This is a genomic window from Alistipes timonensis JC136, assembly GCF_900107675.1.
In the GTDB taxonomy this organism is placed as follows: Bacteria; Bacteroidota; Bacteroidia; order Bacteroidales; family Rikenellaceae; genus Alistipes; species Alistipes timonensis.
The window spans coordinates 288,565-308,820 of record NZ_FNRI01000003.1; the positions used below are offsets into that span (position 1 = coordinate 288,565).

General features: G+C 62.4%; 17 protein-coding genes. 10 read left to right on the plus strand and 7 right to left on the minus strand.

Features of this window, described 5'->3' with window-relative positions:
• Positions 1-23: 23 nt before the first annotated feature.
• The 7 genes from BLU78_RS05685 to BLU78_RS05715 all read left to right on the plus strand — a co-directional run bounded on the left by BLU78_RS05685 (position 24) and on the right by BLU78_RS05715 (position 9,592).
• Positions 24-1,076, plus strand: coding sequence for a substrate-binding domain-containing protein (locus BLU78_RS05685; protein ID WP_010261734.1), 1,053 nt, complete (start codon positions 24-26; stop codon positions 1,074-1,076).
• Between the two features lie 28 nt (positions 1,077-1,104).
• On the plus strand, positions 1,105-2,583 hold the full coding sequence (locus BLU78_RS05690) for a ComEC/Rec2 family competence protein (protein WP_010261736.1): 1,479 nt from the start codon (positions 1,105-1,107) through the stop codon (positions 2,581-2,583).
• Positions 2,580-3,725: a THUMP-like domain-containing protein gene (locus tag BLU78_RS05695; protein WP_010261738.1), complete on the plus strand. Its 1,146-nt coding sequence runs from the start codon at positions 2,580-2,582 to the stop codon at positions 3,723-3,725. Before BLU78_RS05690 ends, BLU78_RS05695 begins: the two co-directional genes overlap by 4 nt.
• 30 nt (positions 3,726-3,755) lie before the next feature.
• The gene (locus tag BLU78_RS05700) at positions 3,756-5,060 is read left to right on the plus strand and encodes a YihY/virulence factor BrkB family protein (RefSeq protein ID WP_010261741.1); all 1,305 of its coding nucleotides are present in this window, start codon (positions 3,756-3,758) and stop codon (positions 5,058-5,060) included.
• Between the two features lie 20 nt (positions 5,061-5,080).
• Positions 5,081-5,860: a Rossmann-like and DUF2520 domain-containing protein gene (locus tag BLU78_RS05705; protein ID WP_010261742.1), complete on the plus strand. Its 780-nt coding sequence runs from the start codon at positions 5,081-5,083 to the stop codon at positions 5,858-5,860.
• Positions 5,836-6,381 carry a KdsC family phosphatase gene (locus tag BLU78_RS05710; RefSeq protein WP_010261746.1) on the plus strand — a complete coding sequence of 182 codons (546 nt, stop codon included), beginning with the start codon at positions 5,836-5,838 and terminating at the stop codon, positions 6,379-6,381. Before BLU78_RS05705 ends, BLU78_RS05710 begins: the two co-directional genes overlap by 25 nt.
• Before the next feature lie 97 nt (positions 6,382-6,478).
• A complete protein-coding gene (locus BLU78_RS05715; RefSeq protein WP_010261749.1) occupies positions 6,479-9,592 on the plus strand; it encodes a glycoside hydrolase family 2 TIM barrel-domain containing protein in 3,114 nt (1,037 codons plus the stop codon).
• A gap of 60 nt (positions 9,593-9,652) precedes the next feature.
• Here the strand turns inward: BLU78_RS05715 and BLU78_RS05720 are convergent, their stop codons facing one another.
• Positions 9,653-10,126 carry an Lrp/AsnC family transcriptional regulator gene (locus tag BLU78_RS05720; RefSeq protein WP_010261751.1) on the minus strand — a complete coding sequence of 158 codons (474 nt, stop codon included), beginning with the start codon at positions 10,124-10,126 and terminating at the stop codon, positions 9,653-9,655.
• Positions 10,127-10,134: 8 nt separating this feature from the next.
• Positions 10,135-11,322: a glycine C-acetyltransferase gene (kbl, locus tag BLU78_RS05725; protein ID WP_010261753.1), complete on the minus strand. Its 1,188-nt coding sequence runs from the start codon at positions 11,320-11,322 to the stop codon at positions 10,135-10,137.
• Positions 11,323-11,548: 226 nt separating this feature from the next.
• Here kbl and galE point away from each other — a divergent pair, with 226 nt between their 5' ends.
• From galE to pth, 3 genes are all read left to right on the plus strand, one after another.
• Positions 11,549-12,577: a UDP-glucose 4-epimerase GalE gene (galE, locus tag BLU78_RS05730; protein WP_026020699.1), complete on the plus strand. Its 1,029-nt coding sequence runs from the start codon at positions 11,549-11,551 to the stop codon at positions 12,575-12,577.
• Between the two features lie 123 nt (positions 12,578-12,700).
• Positions 12,701-13,273 carry a 50S ribosomal protein L25/general stress protein Ctc gene (locus BLU78_RS05735; RefSeq protein WP_010261756.1) on the plus strand — a complete coding sequence of 191 codons (573 nt, stop codon included), beginning with the start codon at positions 12,701-12,703 and terminating at the stop codon, positions 13,271-13,273.
• Between the two features lie 8 nt (positions 13,274-13,281).
• Entirely contained in the window at positions 13,282-13,845 is a 564-nt protein-coding gene (gene pth, locus BLU78_RS05740; protein WP_010261761.1) for an aminoacyl-tRNA hydrolase, read from the plus strand.
• A 564-nt stretch (positions 13,846-14,409) separates the two neighbouring features.
• Here the strand turns inward: pth and BLU78_RS05745 are convergent.
• From BLU78_RS05745 to BLU78_RS05765, 5 genes are read right to left on the minus strand one after another with little or no spacing between them, the layout of a single operon-like run.
• Positions 14,410-14,805, minus strand: a complete 396-nt coding sequence (locus BLU78_RS05745) for an RNA-binding S4 domain-containing protein (RefSeq protein ID WP_010261764.1) — start codon at positions 14,803-14,805, stop codon at positions 14,410-14,412.
• 2 nt (positions 14,806-14,807) lie between these two features.
• Complete coding sequence (locus tag BLU78_RS05750; RefSeq protein WP_010261766.1) at positions 14,808-16,181, minus strand: FtsW/RodA/SpoVE family cell cycle protein; 1,374 nt, start codon at positions 16,179-16,181, stop codon at positions 14,808-14,810.
• A 3-nt stretch (positions 16,182-16,184) separates the two neighbouring features.
• Positions 16,185-17,534 (minus strand): UDP-N-acetylmuramoyl-L-alanine--D-glutamate ligase, encoded by a 1,350-nt coding sequence (murD, locus tag BLU78_RS05755; RefSeq protein ID WP_010261769.1) that lies wholly within the window; start codon positions 17,532-17,534, stop codon positions 16,185-16,187.
• Between the two features lies 1 nt (position 17,535).
• Entirely contained in the window at positions 17,536-18,780 is a 1,245-nt protein-coding gene (gene mraY / locus BLU78_RS05760) for a phospho-N-acetylmuramoyl-pentapeptide-transferase (RefSeq protein ID WP_010261771.1), read from the minus strand.
• 18 nt (positions 18,781-18,798) lie between these two features.
• Positions 18,799-20,256, minus strand: coding sequence for a UDP-N-acetylmuramoyl-L-alanyl-D-glutamate--2,6-diaminopimelate ligase (locus BLU78_RS05765; protein ID WP_010261773.1), 1,458 nt, complete (start codon positions 20,254-20,256; stop codon positions 18,799-18,801).

Consider the following 20,256-nt stretch of genomic DNA (forward strand, 5'->3'; position numbering starts at 1 on the left):
AAATATTTTCGTACTTTCGCCCTATGGATCGCAAAAATTATAAGATCAAGGACATCGCCGCGATGGCCGGCGTATCGGTCGGTACGGTCGATCGGGTGCTGCACAACCGGGGCGACGTTTCGGAAAAAAGCAGGAAGAAGGTGGAACAGGTGCTCGAAAAGATACTCTACCGCCCCAACCTGCTCGTTTCGTCCATCGGCGTCAAACGCAAAATCACCCTTGCGATCGTCCTTCCCAGCCATCAGCAGGGTGAATATTGGGAACAGATCGAAAAGGGCATCCACCAGGCGCTCTACGACTTTTCGAAGATCCGCACCGAAACGAAAACCTTCTATTACGACCAGTTCGACCTCTATTCCTGCCGCACGGCTTACAGCCAGGCGTTGGAATACGCCTGCGACGCCATGATCATCGGCCCGACTTTCCGCGAGGAAACCGTGTTTTTCTCCCGCAAGCTCGACGAACAGGGAACCCCCTATGTCTTCATCGACACGCTTATCCCGTCGTGCAACCAGCGGGCGTTCTTCGGACCTGATTCGCGGATGCTCGGATACATCGAAGCCAAGCTCCTCTCGGACGTGATCGGCGAGGAGAAAGACATCGCCATCCTGCACGCCGTGCGTTCGGGAAACGAGAGTTCGTTGCAGACGGTCGTGCGCAAGGCCGGATTCTTCGAATATTTCGACACCGTATCGAGCAAAAACAGATTCCTCTACGCCAATTATTACAGCCAGGACGTCGAGCAGAGCTGGAAAGAGTTCGACCGGCTCTTTTCCGGGGAAAACGACATCGGCGGAGCCGTGCTTTTCAACTCCCGGTCATACATTTTCGCCAGCTATCTGGAACACCACGGCATCACCGGAGTCAAGGTAATCGGCTGCGGCGTGACGCAAAAGAACATCGAATACCTGAAAAAAGGCTACCTGTCGTTCCTGCTGTCGGAACGCCCCGACGTACAGGGCTACCAAAGCATCAAATACGTACTGGAATACATCCTTTACGGACAGCACGAACAAATCATCAAGCACACGCCGATCGAGATTCTGATACGCGAAAACATCGACTCGCTGTTCTGACATCCGCACCGGCAGAAGCGGGAAATCCATGAAAGCGTCCCGAATATACGAACGGCTCGACCGCATGCCCGTCCTGAAACTCCTCGTGCCGTTCGCGGCCGGGATCGCGCTGGCTGGCCGGTATGAACTGCCCCTGTGGTTTCTCGCAGGGGCTTTCGTATGCACGGGAGTCATGGCGTTGTTGTTCCGTTCGCAGGCGGCCGCCGTGGGGATGCTCCTCACGGCGGGATTCGCCGCGGCACAGCTCCGGACGCCTTCTCCCACCGTGCCGCGGGACATCGGGACCACGTACGAAATTACCGTCGAAGGATTTCCCGCCGACCGGGGCCGCTATGCCACGGCCGATGCTTCGGTGGCGGCATGGCGCGACCCCGCAGACGGACATTGGCACCCCTCCGACGCCCGGGTCCGGCTCTACGTCGACTCGCTCACCGACCTGCGGCCCGGCGAACGCCTCCGCTGCCGGGGCACGGTGCGGCCTTTCCGGAGCGGGGCGGAGAGCTTCCGCCTCCTGATGCGGCGGCGGGGCTATGCCGGAACGCTGTGGGTCTCGGAACGGACGATCCTCGAACGCCTGCCACAGCAATCCGCCGGATTGCACCGCACCGCCGTGGAACGCCTCGCCCGGCTGCCGATGGCGCCCGAAGCCGCAGCCGTCGTCGAAGCCATGGCGGCCGGCGAACGGCGGGGCATCACCCCGGAACTCCGCGCCCGCTACTCCCGCAGCGGGCTTTCGCACCTGCTGGCCGTGTCGGGACTCCACACGGGAATCGTCTTCGTACTCATCAACGCCGTGTTGTGGTGGCTGCCGCTGCTGCGCCGGGGACACCTGCTGAAAAACCTGCTGGCGGCCGGGGCCGTGTGGCTCTTCGTCGCGGCGGCGGGATTTCCGCCGAGCGCCGTGCGGGCCGCCGTGATGTGCACCGTCCTGCAGGCGGCATTGGCCTCGGCCTCGGAATACATCGGAATGAACGCCCTCGCAACGGCGGCGTTCGGGATGCTGCTGTGGAATCCCAACTGGTTCGGGGACATCAGCTTTCAACTCTCGTTCCTCGCCGTGGCGGGCATCCTCGCGTGGGGCGTGCCGCTCTGCCGCCGTTGCCGGACCCGGTGGAAAGGGCTGAACATCGTGATCGACGCCTACCTGATCGGGCTCGCCGCAACCGTCGCCACGGCGCCGCTCGTCTCCCACACCTTCGGCATCGTGCCGCTGGCGGGACTGGCCGTCAATCCGCTGGCCATCGCGCTGGCCGGGGTCGTGGTCTTCGGCGGAGCGCTGTGGATGCTCGCACCGGTCGGGGTCCTCGCCCCGGCATTCGGATTCGTGACGGGCACGGCGGCCGGATGGATCAACGCGCTGGCCCGGCTGACCGCCTCGCTGCCGGGCGGAGCGGCGGATTACACCCTCGGAGGATGGCAGACGGCGGTCCTATACCTCGTTTTCGCCCTCGCAACCGCCGCCGCATGGAGCGCCGAACCGAAAAAAAGCGTACCTTTGCGGACGTGATAACGCCCGAAGAATACACGCTCCTGCTGACCGACGAGGTACAACGCGCCATTGCCGCCGCACGCGACCGCGACCCGCTCGAGGTGGCGAAAGACCGCCGGATTCCCCATGCGCGGCTGGTCGCCACACAGGTCAAATACCTCGCGCGGGCCGCACAAAAACTCCCGTCGTATGCCGCCGCGCAGTGCATCCTGCCCCCGCTGGCCTTCGAACAGGCGTCGAGCGAAGCCTGCGCCGCCCACAAGCGGATCGAAGGCGACACGGCGCTGGACCTCACCTGCGGACTGGGCGTCGACGCATTCTTCCTGAGCCGCCGCTTCCGCCGCGTGGTGACGCTCGAGCGCAACGACATGCTGGCCCGCGTGGCTTCGGAAAACTTTTCGAGGCTGGGCGCAACGAATATCGAGGTCGTGAACACCTCCGCCGAGGAGTATCTCCGGCGGGAGGACCTGCGTTTCGACTGGATTTACGCCGATCCCGACCGCCGTTCGGCCGAAGGCCGCAAACTGGTGCGGCTGGAAGATTGTTCGCCCGACATCATCGCCCTGAAACCGCGTCTCGATCGGATTTCGGGGCGTCTGTGCGTCAAAAACTCACCGTTGTTCGACGTGGACGAAGCCCTTCGGCTCTTTCCCGACAGCCGCGTGGAGGTGCTCTCGCTCGGCAGCGAATGCAAAGAGGTGCTGGTCTATGCCGACGGCACGGGACCGCTCGTCACCGCCACGGCCCTCGGGCACGGCTCCTTCTCGGCCCGGCCCGGCGAAGCGGCTCCCGAACCGGGAGCGTTCGACCCGGCGCGCTGCCGCTGGCTCGTGGTCCCCGACGTGGCCCTGCAAAAAGCCCGGCTGGCCCGGCTCCACCTCGCGGAAAAGGCCGCCATCTGGAGCGAGAACGGCTACGGATTCGCCGCCGAGGAGCCGCAGGACGTACTCGGACGGGTTTACGCCGTCGAGCGGATCGAGCCCTACGACCCCAGACGGTTGAAACGCGAATTGAAAGGCCGCGGGGCCGAGGTGCTCAAACGCGACTTCCCGCTGGCGGCGGAGGAGCTGATGCGCCGCCTCGGACTGCATCCCGGAGCGGAACTGCGGCTGGCTTTCACGAAAATCGGGAACGATTTTTGGGTTATCCGCTTAAAATAACTATATTTGCCTGATTTCCAACGGTCTCTTATGAAACTCAGCGAATTCCTGACATACTTTACCGACACGATCTTCCGGCGCGACGTGAACGAATGGCGCAACCCCGTCGTGCGGTGGCTCGTACAGCAGTACCGCCTGCTGTTCTACACGGCGCGGGGACTGCTCGAACACGGGACCATCGTCCGCTCGGCGGCGCTTACGTTCTACACGCTGATGTCGCTGGTGCCGATCGCCGCCGTGGTGTTCGCCATCGTCAAAGGATTCGGACTCGCCGACGGCCTCACGGAAAACCTCTATGCCCTCTTCCCCCAGAATCCCGAGATCATCGACTACCTCGTCGATTTCGCCGAGAACGCCCTGGCCCGCACGCAGGGCGGCGTGGTGGCCGCCGTGGCGCTGGTGATGCTCTTCTGGGCCGTGATCCGGGTCTTCGGGTCGATCGAGAGCGCCTTCAACAACATCTGGGAGGTTAAAGTCGAGCGCAGCATCACCCGTCAGTGGACCGACTACATCGCCGTGGTGATGATCGTGCCGATCCTTTGGATCGTGGCCAACGCCGTGGGCAACTACGCCCAGGAACTCGTGGGATTCGACGACAGCTGGTACTTCGAACTGCTGTCGCGGCTGGCCTCGATGGTCGTGATCTGGGTGATGTTCACCTTCCTCTACATCATCATCCCCAACGCCAAAGTCCGCTTCGGAAGCGCCCTGATGGCCGGCATCGTCGCCGGAACCATCTTCCTGCTGTTCCAGTGGGGCTATGTCTACGTCCAGCGGTGGATGACCTCCTACAACGCCATCTACGGCAGCTTCGCGGCCCTGCCGCTCTTTTTGATCTGGATGCAGACCTCGTGGGAGATACTCCTCTTCGGCGGCGAGCTGTCGTTCGCCTACCAGAACATAGCGCGCTTCGGCGAGGAGCGCGAATCGCTCCTGATCAGCTATGACCAGCGCCGCAAGGTGCTGCTGGCCGTGATGCTCATTGTGGTCCGGAATTTCCGCGACCGGGGAGGCGCCATGCCCGCGGACGATATTCGCACGCAGCTCGACCTGCCCACGCGCATCGTCAACGACGTGCTGTTCCAGTTAGTGCAGGCCGGACAGCTGATCGCCGTGCGCAGCGGCGACGGCGAACGCGAAACGGCCTTCACCCCGGCCCACGACATCGCGTCGATGACCGTCTACGGGGTGCTGGAAGCGGTCGAACGGTCGGGACAGACCACCTTCGACCTCGGACAGACCCCCGAACTCGCCCGCGTGGACCGCGAATTGGAGATGCTGAAAGACTCGGCCCGCCAGTCGCAGGAGAACGTGCGGCTGGTAGACCTGCTGTGAAACCCAAACCGGAAAAGCCCATGAAACGCGTCGTCATCATCGGCAGCGGGAACCTGGCGGAAGCGCTGGCCCGCGCGGTCGCGAAAAGCGACCTCGAACTCGTGCAGATCTTCGCCCGGAACGCCGAGCGGGCGCGCATCGTCGCGGAACTCACCGCAACCGACTGGGCGACGCATCCGGAAATGCTCGCCCGGGATGCCGACATCTACCTTATCGCCGTGAGCGACCGGGCCGTGGAGCACGTCGCCGCGACGCTCCCCATACCCCAAGGTGCAGCCGTCGCCCACACGGCCGGCAGCGTACCCCTCGCGGCCATTCCCGCGAAATTCGCCCGCCGGGCGGTCTTCTACCCGATGCAGACCTTCACCAAGGGACGCGAAGTCGATTTCCCGGTCATCCCGATCTTCCTCGAAACCCCCTCGGCCGAGCTGCGCCCCGAGCTGGAAGCATTTGCCCGGAAGCTCTCCGGCGCGGTGATCTGGGCCACCTCCGAGCAGCGGGCAAAGGTGCATCTCGCGGCGGTTTTCGCCTGCAACTTCGCCAACCACATGTACGCCGTGGGCGAACGCATCGTGCACGACGCCGGACTGGATTTCGACGTGCTGAAACCGCTGATCGCCGAGACCGCCGCCAAGGCCTGCGACGCCCGCTCGCCGCTCGACGTGCAGACGGGACCCGCCGTGCGCAACGACTTCGCCACGAAAGCGCGCCACAGCGACCTGCTGTCGTTCGACCTCCGATTGAAAAACATCTATTCAACTATAAGTCAAAGTATATGGGAAACTTCAAAGAAGATATAGCGCGCTGCGAAGCGTTCGTGTTCGACGTCGACGGCGTCATGACCGACGGGGGCATCATCCCCACGGCCGACGGCGATTTCATCCGCCGTTACAACGCCAAGGACGGCTACGCGCTGGCCTATGCGATCAAAATGGGCTATAAGGTCTGCATCATCACGGGAGGCCGCGGACGGACGCTCGAGAACCGCCTCCGGATGCTCGGCATCCGGCATTTCTACATCGACTGCATGGACAAGATCTCGGCGCTCCGCGAATACCTGGCCAACGAAGGGCTGGACCCGCAGAGCGTGATCTACATGGGCGACGACATCCCTGACCTGGAGTGCATGCGCGAGGTCGGAATTCCGGTCTGCCCGTCGGACGCCGCGGCGGAGGTGATCGAGGCGTCGCGCTACGTCTCGGAGTTCCGGGGCGGCGAAGGCGCCGTGCGCGACATTGTCGAGCAGGTGCTCCGCGCCCACGGCGACTGGGCCCGCGATTCGCAGGGCGTCACCCCCTCGTCGCTCGCCGCATCGCGGTAAAATACAATCTTCCGAGCCTTAAAACGCCGTAATCCCCGAAACAGATTGCGGCGTTTTTCGAAAAATGCTTATCTTTGATACAAAACCAACCCGAACGATGAAAAAACTGTTCCTGACACTGTTGTGCACATGTGCGGCTGCCGGGCTCCGGGCCCAGGGCAACGAATGGCACGACGCCGCGGTCAACGAGATCAACCGGCAGCAGATGCACGCCACCTTCTTCGCCTACGAATCCGCAGACGCCGCCCGGAGGGGCGACCCGCACGCCTCCGAACGCTTCCTCGACCTCGACGGGACGTGGAAATTCTCGTGGGTGCGCAACGCCGAGGAGCGTCCCACGGACTTCTTCCGTCCCGGCTTCAACGACGGCGCATGGGGCGAGATGCCCGTTCCGGGGCTCTGGGAGCTGAACGGCTACGGCGATCCGCAATACCTCAATATCGGCTACCCGTGGCGCGAGCAATTTGAAAACAATCCGCCCGAGGTGCCCACGGCCGAAAACCACGTCGGTTCCTACCGCCGTGAGATCGAAATTCCCGCCGCGTGGTCGGACAAACAGGTCATCGCCCATTTCGGGTCCGTCACCTCGAACATCTACCTGTGGGTCAACGGACGGTTCGTCGGTTACAGCGAGGATTCGAAACTCGAGGCCGAATTCGACATCACGAAATACGTCCGTCCCGGCAAGAACCTCATCGCATTCCAGGTCTTCCGCTGGTGCGACGGCACCTATCTCGAAGATCAGGATTTCTTCCGCCTCTCGGGCGTGGGCCGCGACTGCTACCTCTATGCCCGCGACAAGCGCCATATCGCCGACGTGCGGCTCGACGCGGCCCTCTCGGAGAACTACACCCGCGGAACGCTCGCCGTGGAGCTGGCTCTCCCCGCAGCGGCCCGGGGCTGCACGGCGGAGGTGACGCTCACGGCCCCCGACGGCAGGGCCGTGGCCTCCCAAACGGCGAAACTCTTCGGTACGATAGCCCGTCTCGTGCTCGACGCCGGGAAGGTGCAGCCGTGGTCGGCGGAGATTCCCGCGCTTTACGGCGTCACGGTGACCCTGAAAGACCCGGCCGGAAAAACGATCGAAATCATCCCCCTGCAAGCCGGATTCCGTGAGGTGAAGATCGAGGGCGGCCAGTTGCTCGTGAACGGGCAGCCGGTGCTCATCAAAGGCGCGAACCGTCACGAAATGGACCCCGACGGCGGGTATGTCGTCTCGGAAGAGCGGATGATCGAGGACATCCGCATCCTCAAGGAGAACAATTTCAACGCCGTGCGCACGTGCCACTACCCGGACGACGCCCGCTGGTACGCGCTCTGCGACCGCTACGGGCTCTACCTCGTAGCCGAAGCCAACATCGAGTCGCACGGCATGGGCTATGACGAAAAGACGCTGGCCAAGAACCCGGCTTTCGCCCAGGCGCATCTGGAACGCAACATCCGCAACGTGCGGCGCAACATCAACCACCCGTCGGTCATCGCCTGGTCGCTGGGCAACGAGGCGGGCGACGGACCCAATTTCGACGCCTGCTACGACTGGGTGAAGGCATACGACCCTTCGCGGCCGGTCCATTACGAACGTGCGGTCTACAACAACGGCGGCCGCAACACCGACATCGTCTGCCCGATGTACTGGGACTACGACCAGTGCGAAAAATACCTCCGGAACAATCCCCGGAAGCCGCTGATCCAGTGCGAATACGCTCACGCAATGGGCAATTCGCTGGGCGGATTCGGCCAATACTGGAAGCTGATCCGCAAATATCCGCACTATCAGGGCGGATTCATCTGGGATTTCGTGGACCAGGGGCTTCGCAAAACGGGCCGCAACGGCGCGATGATCTACGGCTACGGCGGCGACTGGAACCCCTATGACGCTTCGGACTGGAATTTCTGCGACAACGGCCTGATCTCGCCCGACCGCGTCCCGAATCCCCACATGCACGAGGCCCGCTACTGGCAGCAGCCCGTCTGGACAACGCTCGGCGAAGACCGGCGCACGCTGACGGTTTTCAATGAAAATTTCTTCCGCCCGCTCGACAACTGCTACCTGCGCTGGACGGTGCTCCGCGACGGGGACCCCGTGCGCAGCGGCATCGTCGCCGACCTGCGCGTCGCCCCGCAGCAGAGCGCTGCGGTCACGCTGCCTTACGACCCCGCGCAGCTCCCCGCCGGAGGCGAACTGCTGCTCAACGTCGAATACCGGCTCAAAGACGCCGAACCCCTGTTGGAACCCGACCACCGGCTGGCCTACCAGCAGTTCACGCTGCGTGCGGCCGCACCCGAACCGCTCGCCGTCGCCGAACGGATGGCCGACCGCCACAATTCAATCGGCACGCTCGCCATCCGCGACAACGACCGCAACTACCTGATCGTCGAAAGCCCCGCCGCACGCATCGACTTCCGCCGCGCCGACGGGCTCGTGACCCGTTACGAAGCGAACGGCATGCGCCTGCTCGACGAAGGGGCCGTCGTGGAACCGAACTTCTGGCGCGCACCGACGGACAACGACTTCGGGGCGAAACTCAACGAGAAGAACCGTGCATGGGCCGATCCGGGGCTGAAGCTGCTGTCGCTCGACCACACGCTGTCGGACGGCGTGGCCGTCGTCACGGCCCGTTACGACCTCCAGCGTGTGACCGGACGTCTGGAGATCGAATACCGCATCGACAACGCCGGAGAGATGCTCGTCCGCCAAACGCTGCACGCCGCCGCGGACAAGGGCGAACCCGACCTGCTGCGCTTCGGGATGCGGATGCGCCTGCCCGCCCGGTACGACCGCATCGACTACTACGGCCGCGGCCCGTGGGAGAACTACGCCGACCGCAAGGACGGAGCACTCATAGGCCGTTACCGGCAGACCGTGGACGAGCAGTTCTACCCCTATATCCGTCCGCAGGAGACCGGCACCAAGAGCGATGTGCGCCGCTGGCGGCAGTGCGACCTGGCAGGCCGCGGCGTGGAGATCACGGCCCCGGAACCCTTCTCGGCCTCGGCCCTGCACTATGCGCAGGAGGCGCTGGACGAAGGGCTGGCCAAAAAGCAGGGACACTCGCAGGAGATCGCACCCGATGACGCCGTATGGCTCTGCATTGACAAGGCACAGTACGGATTGGGGTGCATCGACTCGTGGGGCGCCCTGCCGATCCGGGAATACCGGATGCCCTACGGCAATTACGAATTCCTCTTCCGGATCACGCCGGTCCGGTAAAAACAGCAAGCGGCCGACATATCTGTCGGCCGCTGCTGTATCCGGGGAGAAGCGAAAAATTTACTCCTCGATGAAATCGATATTGACCTCGCGCTGGAAAACCTCCTGCAGCGAGATGTTCGTCTCGGTGGTGGCGATGCCCTGAATGCGCAGGATGCCGTCGAAGATCGTGCGCATGAGGTGTTCGTTGTCCACGCAGTAGAGCTTCACCAGAATGTTGCCGTTGCCCGTGATGAAGTGGCACTCCACGATCTCGGGGACTTTGCGCAGCTCCTCGACGGTCTTCTTCAGCAGTTGCGGGTCTTTAAGCGTGATGCTGATGTGGGCGCAGACGTCGAAGCCCATCATCTTGGGATCGACGATCAGACGGCTGCCGAGAATCACCCCGGCCTCGTCCAGCTTGCGGATGCGCTGGTGGATGGCGGCGCCCGAAATGCCGCATTCGCGGGCGATCTCCAGGAAAGGCATGCGGGCGTTTTTGATGAGGTATTTGAGGATCTTGCGGTCGATCGCGTCCAGTGAAGTTTTTACCATAATCGTACTTATTTAATGACGTTTAACGCTTTGCCCACCTTGACGAAGGCGGCGATGCAGCGGTCCAACTGCTCGGTGGTGTGGCCCGCCGAGACCTGCACGCGGATACGGGCCTGTCCCTTCGGCACCACGGGGTAATAGAAACCCGTGACGAAGACCCCTTCGTCCTGCAGCTTCGCGGCAAATTCCTGCGAAAGGGGGGCGTCGTAGAGCATCACGGCGCAGATGGCCGACTGGGTGGGTTTGATGTCGAAGCCCGCGGCCATCATGCCGTTGCGGAAATGTTCGACATTGGCGACCAGCCGGTCGTGCAGTTCGTCGCTCTCGCCGAGCATTTTGAACAGCTCGATCCCGGCGCCGACCACGGCAGGGGGCAGCGAGTTGGAGAAAAGGTAGGGACGCGAACGCTGGCGCAACAGGTCGATGATCTCCTTGCGGCCCGTCGTGAAGCCGCCCACGGCGCCGCCGAAGGCTTTGCCCAGCGTACCCGTCAGGATGTCCACCTGCCCGCGCAGGTCGTAGAGTTCGGTGATGCCGCGGCCCGTCTTGCCCAGTACGCCCGCGGAGTGGCACTCGTCGACCATCACCAGCGCGTCGTATTTCTCGGCCAGCGCGCAGATTTCGTCCAGCGGCGCGGCGTTGCCGTCCATCGAGAAGACCCCGTCGGTGCAGATGATGCGGAAGCGCTGGGCCTGCGCCTTCCGGAGGCACTCCTCCAGTTCGCCCATGTCGGCATTGGCGTAGCGGTAGCGCACGGCCTTGCACAGACGCACGCCGTCGATGATCGAGGCGTGGTTGAGCGAATCGGAGATGATGGCGTCCTGCTCCGTCAGGAGCGGTTCGAAAACTCCGCCGTTGGCGTCGAAGCAGGCGGCGTAAAGGATCGTGTCCTCGGTGCCGAAATAGTCGGCAATGGCCTTTTCGAGCTCCTTGTGAATGTCCTGGCAGCCGCAGATGAAGCGCACGGACGACATGCCGAAGCCGCGGTCGTCCATGGCACGTTTGGCGGCGTCGATCAGCCTCCGGTTGTCCGACAGGCCGAGGTAGTTGTTGGCACAGAAATTCAGAACCTTCCGACCTGCAACCTCGATCTCGGCCCGCTGGGGCGAACAGATGACCCGTTCCCGTTTGTAAAGCCCTGCGGACTCGATTTCGGCGAGCTCATGCTGCAGGTGCTCTTTGATTTTTCCGTACATATTCCGTTATGTTTTGATAAAATTACGTGCGTTCGAGTGTCGAATTGTTACAAATATAGATAAAAATTTCAGAAACCGACACTTCCCCGGCGCTTTTTTCACACCCCGGGTTACAATTTGTTAGCAGACCCGCCCCGAAAACCTCCGCATCCGATTTCCGGGCGCGTTTTTTTGCCGCCGCCGGAAAAATTAATATCTTTGCTATTCAAACAACAACCAGCAACCTATGAAAAAATCGTGTGTATTGGTCAGCGGCGGTGCCGGCTACATCGGCTCGCATACCACCGTGGAACTCATCAATGCCGGCTATGACGTCGTGATCGTCGACAACCTCTCGAACAGCGACCTGAACGCCGTCGAAGGCGTGCGCCGGATCACAGGCGTCGACATCCCCTTCGTCGAGGTGGACTGCTGCGACCGCGCGGCTTTCCGCAAGGTCTTCGAGCAGTACGAATTCGACTCGGTGATCCACTTCGCGGCGTCGAAAGCCGTGGGCGAATCGGTCGCCAAGCCGCTCGAATACTACGGCAACAACCTCACGTCGTTCATGAACGTCATCGGCCTGATGCGGGAATTCGGACGCCGGAACATCGTCTTTTCGTCGTCGTGCACCGTCTACGGCGAGCCCGAGAAGCAGCCCGTGACCGAACAGACGCCCCGCAAGCCGGCCACCTCGCCCTACGGCAACACCAAGCAGATGTGCGAGGACATCCTGCGCGACTCGATCGCCGCCTATCCCGGCATGAAGGGCATCGCCCTGCGCTATTTCAACCCCATCGGGGCTCACCCCTCGGCGCTGATCGGCGAACTGCCGCGCGGCGTGCCGCAGAACCTCGTGCCGTTCATCACGCAGACCGCCGCGGGACTGCGCGAATGCCTCTCGGTCTTCGGCGACGACTACCCGACGCCCGACGGCTCGTGCATCCGCGACTACATCGACGTCGTGGACCTGGCCAAAGCCCACGTGGCAGCCATCGGCCGCATGATCGACGGGAAGGAGAAACAGCCCTACGAAATCTTCAACATCGGCACCGGCAACGGCGTCTCGGTGCTGGAGCTGGTGCACAAATTCGAGGAGGTCAACGGCGTGAAGGTCTGCCACAAGATCGCGCCGCGCCGTGCTGGCGACATCATCGCCATCTGGGCCGACCCCACGCTGGCGAACACCGAACTGGGCTGGAAGGCCGGACGGACGCTCGACGAGACGCTCCGCGCCGCCTGGGCCTGGGAAAAACACCTGCGCGGCATCAAATAATTTTTAATTTTCAATTATTTACACTACCTTTGCGCACCCAAAGCAGGCGGAATTGGGATGCGGTCCGCAGAGTCCGCGTTGAGAACCGCCCAAGGTAACACATTAAAAAACAAACAAATTACCATGAAAACTATTTCGGTAAAAGCTGTAAAGCGCGCCGATTTCGGCAAGAAAGCAGCCAAAGCGGTACGCCGCGAAGGCATGGTACCCTGCGTACTGTGCGGCAACGGTGACACGGAGACCTTCTCGGTCGATCCCCGTGAGATCAAACCCCTGATCTACACCCCCAATTCGTACATCGTAGAGTTCGACATCGAAGGCAAGAAAGAGCTGGCCGTGATGCGCGAAGTGCAGTTCCACCCCATCCGCGAGGAGATTCTCCACCTGGATTTCTTCCGCATCGCCGACGGCAAGCCCGTGTCGATCGCCATTCCGGTGCGCCTGACGGGTAACGCCGAGGGTGTGAAGGTCGGCGGTAAGCTGGCCCTGTCGGCCCGCAAGCTGGTTGTCAGCGCCCTGGTCGAGAACCTGCCCGACGAAATCGTCGTAGACGTGACCTCGCTGGGTGTCGGCAAGACCATCTTCGTCGGCGACCTCAATATCGAGAACCTGAAGTTCGTGACCCCGGCATCGACCGCCGTCTGCGCCGTTCGCGTGACCCGTGCATCGCGTGGCGCCGCTGCCGCCGAGAAATAATCCGGAGCATGAAATACCTCATTGTTGGGCTCGGGAACATCGGCGCCGAATACGCCGGAACCCGCCACAACATCGGTTTCAACGTGTTGGACGCCCTTGCAGAGGCGTCCAACACTGCTTTTACGACGGCCCGTTACGGCGACGTGGCCGAGGCGAAGCACAAAGGCCGGACGCTGGTGCTGCTGAAACCCTCGACCTACATGAATCTCTCGGGCAAAGCCGTCCGCTACTGGATGGAGGCCGAGAAGATTCCGCTGGAGAACCTGCTGGTCGTCTCGGACGACATCGCGCTGCCGTTCGGCACGCTGCGCCTGCGCCCGAAAGGGAGCGCCGGCGGCCACAACGGACTGAAGAACATCTCCGAACTGCTCGGCACGGAGGAGTATGCCCGGATGCGCTTCGGCGTGGGCGGCGATTTCCCCCGGGGACATCAGGTGGAATACGTGCTCGGGGAGTGGAACGACGAGGAGCGGGCGGCCCTGCCCGAGCGGCTCAAAGTCTTCGTCGACGCCATCCGGTCGTTCGCAACCGTCGGAACGGCGATGACGATGAACTTTTTCAACAAGAAATAGAAAAAGCGGCTTTCAGGCCGCTTTTTTGCCACATAACGCCCCTCGGGCGGTGCTGTTTTCTGGTGATTGCAGGGCCCGCCAAAAGCCTCAGATTTCAGGATTCGGCACCGCCCTTTTTCTATTTCCCCCGGTTCAGCCCTGCTGCGGAAACTACGCAACCGAATCTTTTTTTTGCATTGTCCGGCTTTTTCGCTACCTTTACTGCGTAAAGCCCCGACTTTATTGCGTTCTTGACATATTTCCATTGTATCGCATCCTAAAATTTTGGCGAATTTTATGCAACGAAGATACAGTACCACCCCGAGGGGTGTGTGCTGTTTTCTTGTCGTTGCGGGCCCGCCAAAAGCCTTAGGATGCAGGATTCGGCGCCGCCTCTCTTTTTTGCGTCCTGCCGGATTCCGCTGAATAAAGAGCCCGGCAGGTTGCCTTCTTTTTCCCTTCAAATTCTTCAGGAAAAAGACAGGGTTGCGCTCCTGCCGGGGCTCTCCCGGCTAAGAGCCGGGTTCTATGGGCGACGCAAGCTGCCAGAGCTTCGAAACCAGCCCTGCGCCCCCGGCTCAAACATCACTCCTCCTCGTCATAGTAAATCTCCTCCATCAGCCCGTCCAGCTCGCGGCGTTCCTTCTTGGTGGGACGGCCCGTGCCGCGGTCGCGGAAGACGAAGATCGTTTCGCGGGGCACGTTGAGCTTGTCCAGCTCCTCCTGCGGCGTGATGTTGAGGCAGTAGGCCGGGACGTTCTTGGCCGGCTGGCGGCTCGACACCAGGTCGAGCACCTTGTAGGAGTAGGTTACGGCCTGCTTGCGCACGGCGATCACGTCGCCGATCTTCACCTCGCGCGAAGGCTTGGCATAGGAGCCGTTGACCGTCACCTTGTTCGTGCGGACGGCGTCGGCGGCGTCGCTGCGGGTTTTGAAAATCCGCACCGCCCAAAGGTATTTGTCCAATCGGATCTCTTCCATAACTATTTTTCGTACAATGTTTCGCTTTTCGGCCGGTCGTGCGACTGCTCGTCGTTCTGGCGGCTGACGCTCAGGATCATCCCGAAGGCGATCATCGTGAAGAGCATCGACGATCCGCCGCGCGAAATCAGCGGCAAGGTCTGTCCCGTCTCGGGAATCAGGTTCACCGTGACCATGATGTGCAGCAACGCCTGACACGTTATCAGCAGCGCCAGCCCCAGCACCAGCAACCCCGGGAAAGCCGTTCCACAGCGGCGGAAAATCTCGATCCCCCGGAAGAAGACCCACAGGTAGAGCATCAGCAGCACGACAGCCAGAATGATGCCGTACTCCTCGACGAAGAAGGCATAGGCATAGTCGCTCTCGGGGTGGATCATCTCCACGCGCATGGCGCTCTGCCCGGCGCCCTCGCCCAGAATGCCGCCGTTGTGAATGGCGATCATCGAACGTTCGGTGTCGGAGAGGTGCTCGATGGGCTTCTCGGTCTGCGACTTGGTCCAGAGGTGAATCCACGTCGAGACGCGCCCTTCGGCCGTCTCGCTGCGCCCGAGGTTGAGCGTCATGATGACGACGATGGCCGCAACGCCCCATCCCACGAGTTTCAGCAGTTCGCCGAAGCGCACGCGGCCGATCAGCATCATCACCCACGACGCCAGGCACACCAGCACCGCCGACGAAGTGTGCGCCGGGAAGATCACCAGGGCCGAAACGGCCACCGGCATCAGAATCGGCCAGGTGCCCTCGCGCCAGATTTTCCGCTGTTCGGGCGACGAACGCCAGGTCCAGAATTTCCACGTCGGGACAATGCGTATCTTGTCGATCTTCGACTGCCGCCCGGCCAACTGCTGGGCCAGGAACAGCACCGTGGCGACCTTCAGCGCCTCGGAGGGCTGGAACTGGAAGGGCCCCAGCGGAATCCAGCGGGCCGCGCCGTTGGTCGTGGCGCCGATGAAGTAGACGGCGACGGTGAGCGCCACCGAGAGGAAATAGACGGGCCGGGCGAGGTAGTTGTAAATGCGGCAGTCGATCCGCTGCACGACGAACATGACGAGAAGGCTGACGACCAGCAGAATCAACTGCTGACGCAGGAAATGCGCCGTCGTGCGGGCCGTATGGGCGTCGTAGGCCATCTTGGCCGTCGAGGAATAGACCACCAGCACCGAGATCACCGCCAGCGCGGCGAGGATGATCCACAGCACCCGGTCGCCCGTAAAGAAGCGGAATTTGGGCCCTTCGCCCGCCGCACGGGCGTCGGCCGTCCCGTCCGCGGCACATGCCTCGTCCGCGGGCGCGCTCCGGCGGCGCCGGCGGGGCGCAGCGTCACGGGCCAGTTCCGCCGTCATTCGCTCTTCGTTCATGTTCTCGTCCCGGTACATCGTCTAAGCTTTTTCCGTTACCCAGTCTTTGAACAGCTTCCCGCGGTTCTCGTAGTTTTTGAACAAGTCGAAGCTCGCGCAGGCGGGCGACAGCAGCACCGCGTCGCCGGGGCGCGCCGCGGCCTTCGCGGCCTTCATGGCGGCCTCGAGCGAATCGGTCGAGACCACCTCGGGAACCACTCCGGTGAACTCCTTCACCAGCTTGGCGTTGTCCAGCCCCATGCAGACCAGCGTATGCACCTTGGCGCGGGCGAACGCCTTCAGCGGCTCGTAGTCGTTGCCCTTGTCCGTGCCGCCGGCGATCCACACCACGGGGCGCGTCATGCTCTCCAGCGCATAGTAGACCGAATCGACGTTGGTGGCCTTCGAGTCGTTGATCCACAGCACGCCGCCCTTCTCGGCCACGGGTTCGAGCCGGTGCTCGACGGGTGCGAAATCGTAGAGCGACTTGCGGATCTTCGCCGGAGCGACGCCCGCCGCGAGGGTCGCCAAAGCCGCCGCCATGGCGTTGTAGGCATTGTGAAGCCCTTTGACCTGCAGTTTCGCGGTGTCGATCTCCACCGACGCCCTGCCGGCCGTCGCCGTGAATTTCCCGTCGCACAGGAACGCGTCGCCCGCGCCGCTCGCCACAGCCGCATGGGCCATGAACGGCAGCTGGCGCATCCGGAAATCGTACTTCGGCAGCTGCTCGCGGATCACCTCATCGTCGCCCGAATAGACGAACCAGTCGCGCGAGGTCATATTCTGCGTGATCCTCATTTTCGAGTCGACATAATTCTGAAAACAATGGTCGTAGCGGTCCAAATGGTCGGGCGTGATGTTCATCAGCACGCCGATATGCGCCCGGAACTTATACATGCCGTCCAGCTGGAACGAACTCAGCTCCAGCACATACCAGTCGTACGACCCCGTGGCGACCGAGTAGGCGAAGCTCTCGCCGATGTTGCCGCCGAGGGCGACGTTCATCCCGGCGTCGCGCATGATCTTGTAGATGAGCGACGTGGTGGTGGTCTTGCCGTTCGAACCCGTGATGCAGATGCACCGGGCCTTGCCCATGTAGCGGCCCGCGAACTCCATCTCGGAGATCACCGGAATACCCGCCGCGCGGATTTTGCACACGATGGGCGCCGTGTCGGGAATGCCGGGGGATTTCACGACCTCCGAGGCCGCGAGGATGCGCTCCTCGGTATGGCCGCCCTCCTCGTAGGGAACCTCCCATTCGTCCAGTTTGGCCTTGTAGCGGTCGGCAATGCGCCCCGCGTCGGAGAGGAAGACCCCGAATCCCTTCTTTTTGGCGAGGATCGCGGAGCCGTAGCCGCTGATTCCCCCGCCCAGAACGACGATCTGTTTCATATTACCTTATCTTCAACGTAACCAACGTAATGGCCGCCAGCAGCAGCGAAATGATCCAGAAGCGGAGGACGATCTTGGTCTCGAAAATCCCCTTTTTCTGGTAGTGGTGGTGGATCGGCGACATCAGCAGGATGCGCCGGCCCTCGCCGTAGCGGCGTTTGGTGTATTTAAAGTAGCTGACCTGCATCATCACCGAGAAGCTCTCCACCAGAAAGACGCCGCACAGCAGCGGCAGCAGCAGCTCCTTGCGGATGCAGAGCGCAAAGACGGCGATGATGCCGCCGATGGCCAGCGACCCGGTGTCGCCCATGAATATCTGTGCCGGGAAGGAGTTGTACCACAGGAATCCCACCAGCGCACCCACCAGCGCCGCGGCGAAGACCACCAGTTCGCCGCTGTCGGGGATGTACATGATGTTGAGGTAGTCGGCATAGACGATGTGGCCCGAAAGGTAGGCCAGCGCGCCCAGCACCGCGACGATCGGCACCGAGACGCCCGTCGCCAGTCCGTCGAGGCCGTCGGTGAGGTTGGCGCCGTTCGACACGGCCGTCACCACGAAAATCGCCACCAGCACATACAACAGCCACGTGGCGGTGGGATTCTCCCCCGTCAGCCAGCCGTAATCGAACTCGTTGTTCTTAACGAAAGGAATGGTCGTCTGCGTGGTTTTGAGGCTCTCGGAACTGAGCACCACGTTGCGCTGAACACTCCCGACCACCGTACCGTCGGCATCCGTGTAGACCGTCTGCACGGGCTGGGTGACCTTCTCGCGGACGACGATGTCGGACGACATGCACATCGTCGTACCGACGATGATGCCGAGGCCCACCTGCCCCACGATCTTAAAGCGGCCCTTCAGCCCCTCCTTCCGGTGGCGGAAGACTTTGATGTAGTCGTCCAGACCGCCGATCAGCCCCAGCCAGACGGTCGAGACCAGCATCAGCTGAATGTAGATGTTGTTCAGGTTGCCGACGAGCAGCATCGGGACCAGGATGGCGATGAGGATGATGACACCGCCCATCGTGGGGGTGCCTTTCTTCTGCAGCTGTCCCTGAAGCCCGAGGTCGCGGATATCCTCGCCGATCTGCTTGCGGCGCAGGAAGTCGATGATCCTACGTCCGAAGATGATGACGATCAGCAGCGACAGGATGATGGCCGCCGCGGCACGGAACGAGAGGTACTGGAACATACCCGAACCGGGCAGGTTATAGGCTTCGTCCAGGTACTTGAAAAGATGGTAAAGCATGTCTTATAAGCGTTGTTTTTATTTGATCAGTGTTTCGAAGGCCCTGCGAACCTCCTCGCGGTCGTCGAAATGGTGTTTCACGTCGCCGACGACCTGATAGGTCTCGTGCCCCTTGCCCGCCACGAGGAGGATGTCGCCCGGACGCGAGAGCATCACGGCCGTGCGGATCGCCTCGGCCCGGTCGGCGATGCGCAGGTAGCGCACCCCGGGGTCGAGCCCCGCGGCCATGTCGTCGAGGATCGCTTCGGGCGACTCGTGGCGTGGATTGTCCGACGTGAAGATCGCCGTCGAGGCGTATTTCACGGCGATCTGCGCCATCTCGGGACGCTTGGTCCGGTCGCGGTCGCCGCCGCAGCCGCACACCACGATCAACTGCTGTTCGGGAGTGCGGATCTCCTCGATGGTCTGAATCACATTCTCCAGCGCATCGGGCGTATGGGCATAATCCACGATGGCCGTCGTGCCGTTCGCCGCGCGGACCTTCTCGAAACGGCCGCTCACGGCGTGCAGCACGCTCAGCACGCGCAGCACCTCGCCCCGGTCGAGCCCCAGCAGCGCCGCCGCACCGTAGACCGCCAGCAGGTTGTAGGCATTGAACCGTCCCAGCAGCCCCACCCACAACTCCTGTCCGTCGATGCGCAGCAGCATGCCGTCGAGATGCATCTCGACGATCTTGCAGCGGAAATCGGCCATCGCGCGCAGCGAGTAGGTGCTCACCGCGGCCGCCGTGTTCTGCACCATCACGCGGCCGTTGCGGTCGTCGGCGTTCGTCAGCGCGAAAGCCCCTTTGGGCAGTCCGTCGAAGAAGAGTTTCTTGGCCCGGATGTATTCGGCGAAAGTCTTGTGGTAGTCGAGGTGGTCGTGGGTGATGTTGGAGAAGATGCCGCCCGCAAAGTCAAGGCCCCGCGTGCGTTCCTGCACGATGGCGTGCGACGAACACTCCATGAAGCAGAATTCGCACCCGGCGTCGGCCATCTCACGCATCATGGCGTTCAGACGGATCGGGTCGGGGGTCGTGTGGGTCGATTCGACCTCGCGGCCGTCGATTTTGTAAACGACCGTCGAGATCAGCCCGGCCTTGTAGCCCATGGCCCGCACGAGGTCGTACAACAGCGTCACGGTCGTGGTCTTGCCGTTGGTCCCGGTGATACCCACGAGCTTCAGCTCGCGGCTCGGATAGCCGTAGAACGCCGCCGCCATGTCGGCCATCGCCCCCGCCGAGTCTTCGACCACGACATACGCGACACCTTCGGCCGCCGTCTCGGGCATCCGTTCGCAGACCACCGCGGCGGCTCCTTTTTCAACCGCCATCGGGATATAGTCGTGGCCGTCGCTCTGCGTCCCCGGCACGGCGAAGAAGCAGTCGCCCGGCTTCACCGCCCGCGAATCGTAGGCCAGCCCGGCGACCGGCGCCGAACCGTCGCCGTGCAGCGCCCCTACCGGCGTATTTTTCAGCAGTTCAGAAAGTTTTTTCAT

Excerpts from the sequence above, each read along its gene's own strand:
- BLU78_RS05720 (WP_010261751.1), bottom strand. The coding sequence starts at position 10,126 with ATGGTAAAAACTTCACTGGACGCGATCGACCGCAAGATCCTCAAATAC.
- BLU78_RS05750 (WP_010261766.1), bottom strand. The coding sequence starts at position 16,181 with ATGTACCGGGACGAGAACATGAACGAAGAGCGAATGACGGCGGAACTG.
- BLU78_RS05765 (WP_010261773.1), bottom strand. The coding sequence starts at position 20,256 with ATGAAAAAACTTTCTGAACTGCTGAAAAATACGCCGGTAGGGGCGCTG.
- BLU78_RS05700 (WP_010261741.1), top strand. The coding sequence starts at position 3,756 with ATGAAACTCAGCGAATTCCTGACATACTTTACCGACACGATCTTCCGG.
- BLU78_RS05735 (WP_010261756.1), top strand. The coding sequence starts at position 12,701 with ATGAAAACTATTTCGGTAAAAGCTGTAAAGCGCGCCGATTTCGGCAAG.
- pth (WP_010261761.1), top strand. The coding sequence starts at position 13,282 with ATGAAATACCTCATTGTTGGGCTCGGGAACATCGGCGCCGAATACGCC.
- mraY (WP_010261771.1), bottom strand. The coding sequence starts at position 18,780 with ATGCTTTACCATCTTTTCAAGTACCTGGACGAAGCCTATAACCTGCCC.
- BLU78_RS05705 (WP_010261742.1), top strand. The coding sequence starts at position 5,081 with ATGAAACGCGTCGTCATCATCGGCAGCGGGAACCTGGCGGAAGCGCTG.
- kbl (WP_010261753.1), bottom strand. The coding sequence starts at position 11,322 with ATGTACGGAAAAATCAAAGAGCACCTGCAGCATGAGCTCGCCGAAATC.
- BLU78_RS05690 (WP_010261736.1), top strand. The coding sequence starts at position 1,105 with ATGAAAGCGTCCCGAATATACGAACGGCTCGACCGCATGCCCGTCCTG.
- BLU78_RS05685 (WP_010261734.1), top strand. The coding sequence starts at position 24 with ATGGATCGCAAAAATTATAAGATCAAGGACATCGCCGCGATGGCCGGC.
- galE (WP_026020699.1), top strand. The coding sequence starts at position 11,549 with ATGAAAAAATCGTGTGTATTGGTCAGCGGCGGTGCCGGCTACATCGGC.
- BLU78_RS05715 (WP_010261749.1), top strand. The coding sequence starts at position 6,479 with ATGAAAAAACTGTTCCTGACACTGTTGTGCACATGTGCGGCTGCCGGG.
- murD (WP_010261769.1), bottom strand. The coding sequence starts at position 17,534 with ATGAAACAGATCGTCGTTCTGGGCGGGGGAATCAGCGGCTACGGCTCC.
- BLU78_RS05710 (WP_010261746.1), top strand. The coding sequence starts at position 5,836 with ATGGGAAACTTCAAAGAAGATATAGCGCGCTGCGAAGCGTTCGTGTTC.
- BLU78_RS05745 (WP_010261764.1), bottom strand. The coding sequence starts at position 14,805 with ATGGAAGAGATCCGATTGGACAAATACCTTTGGGCGGTGCGGATTTTC.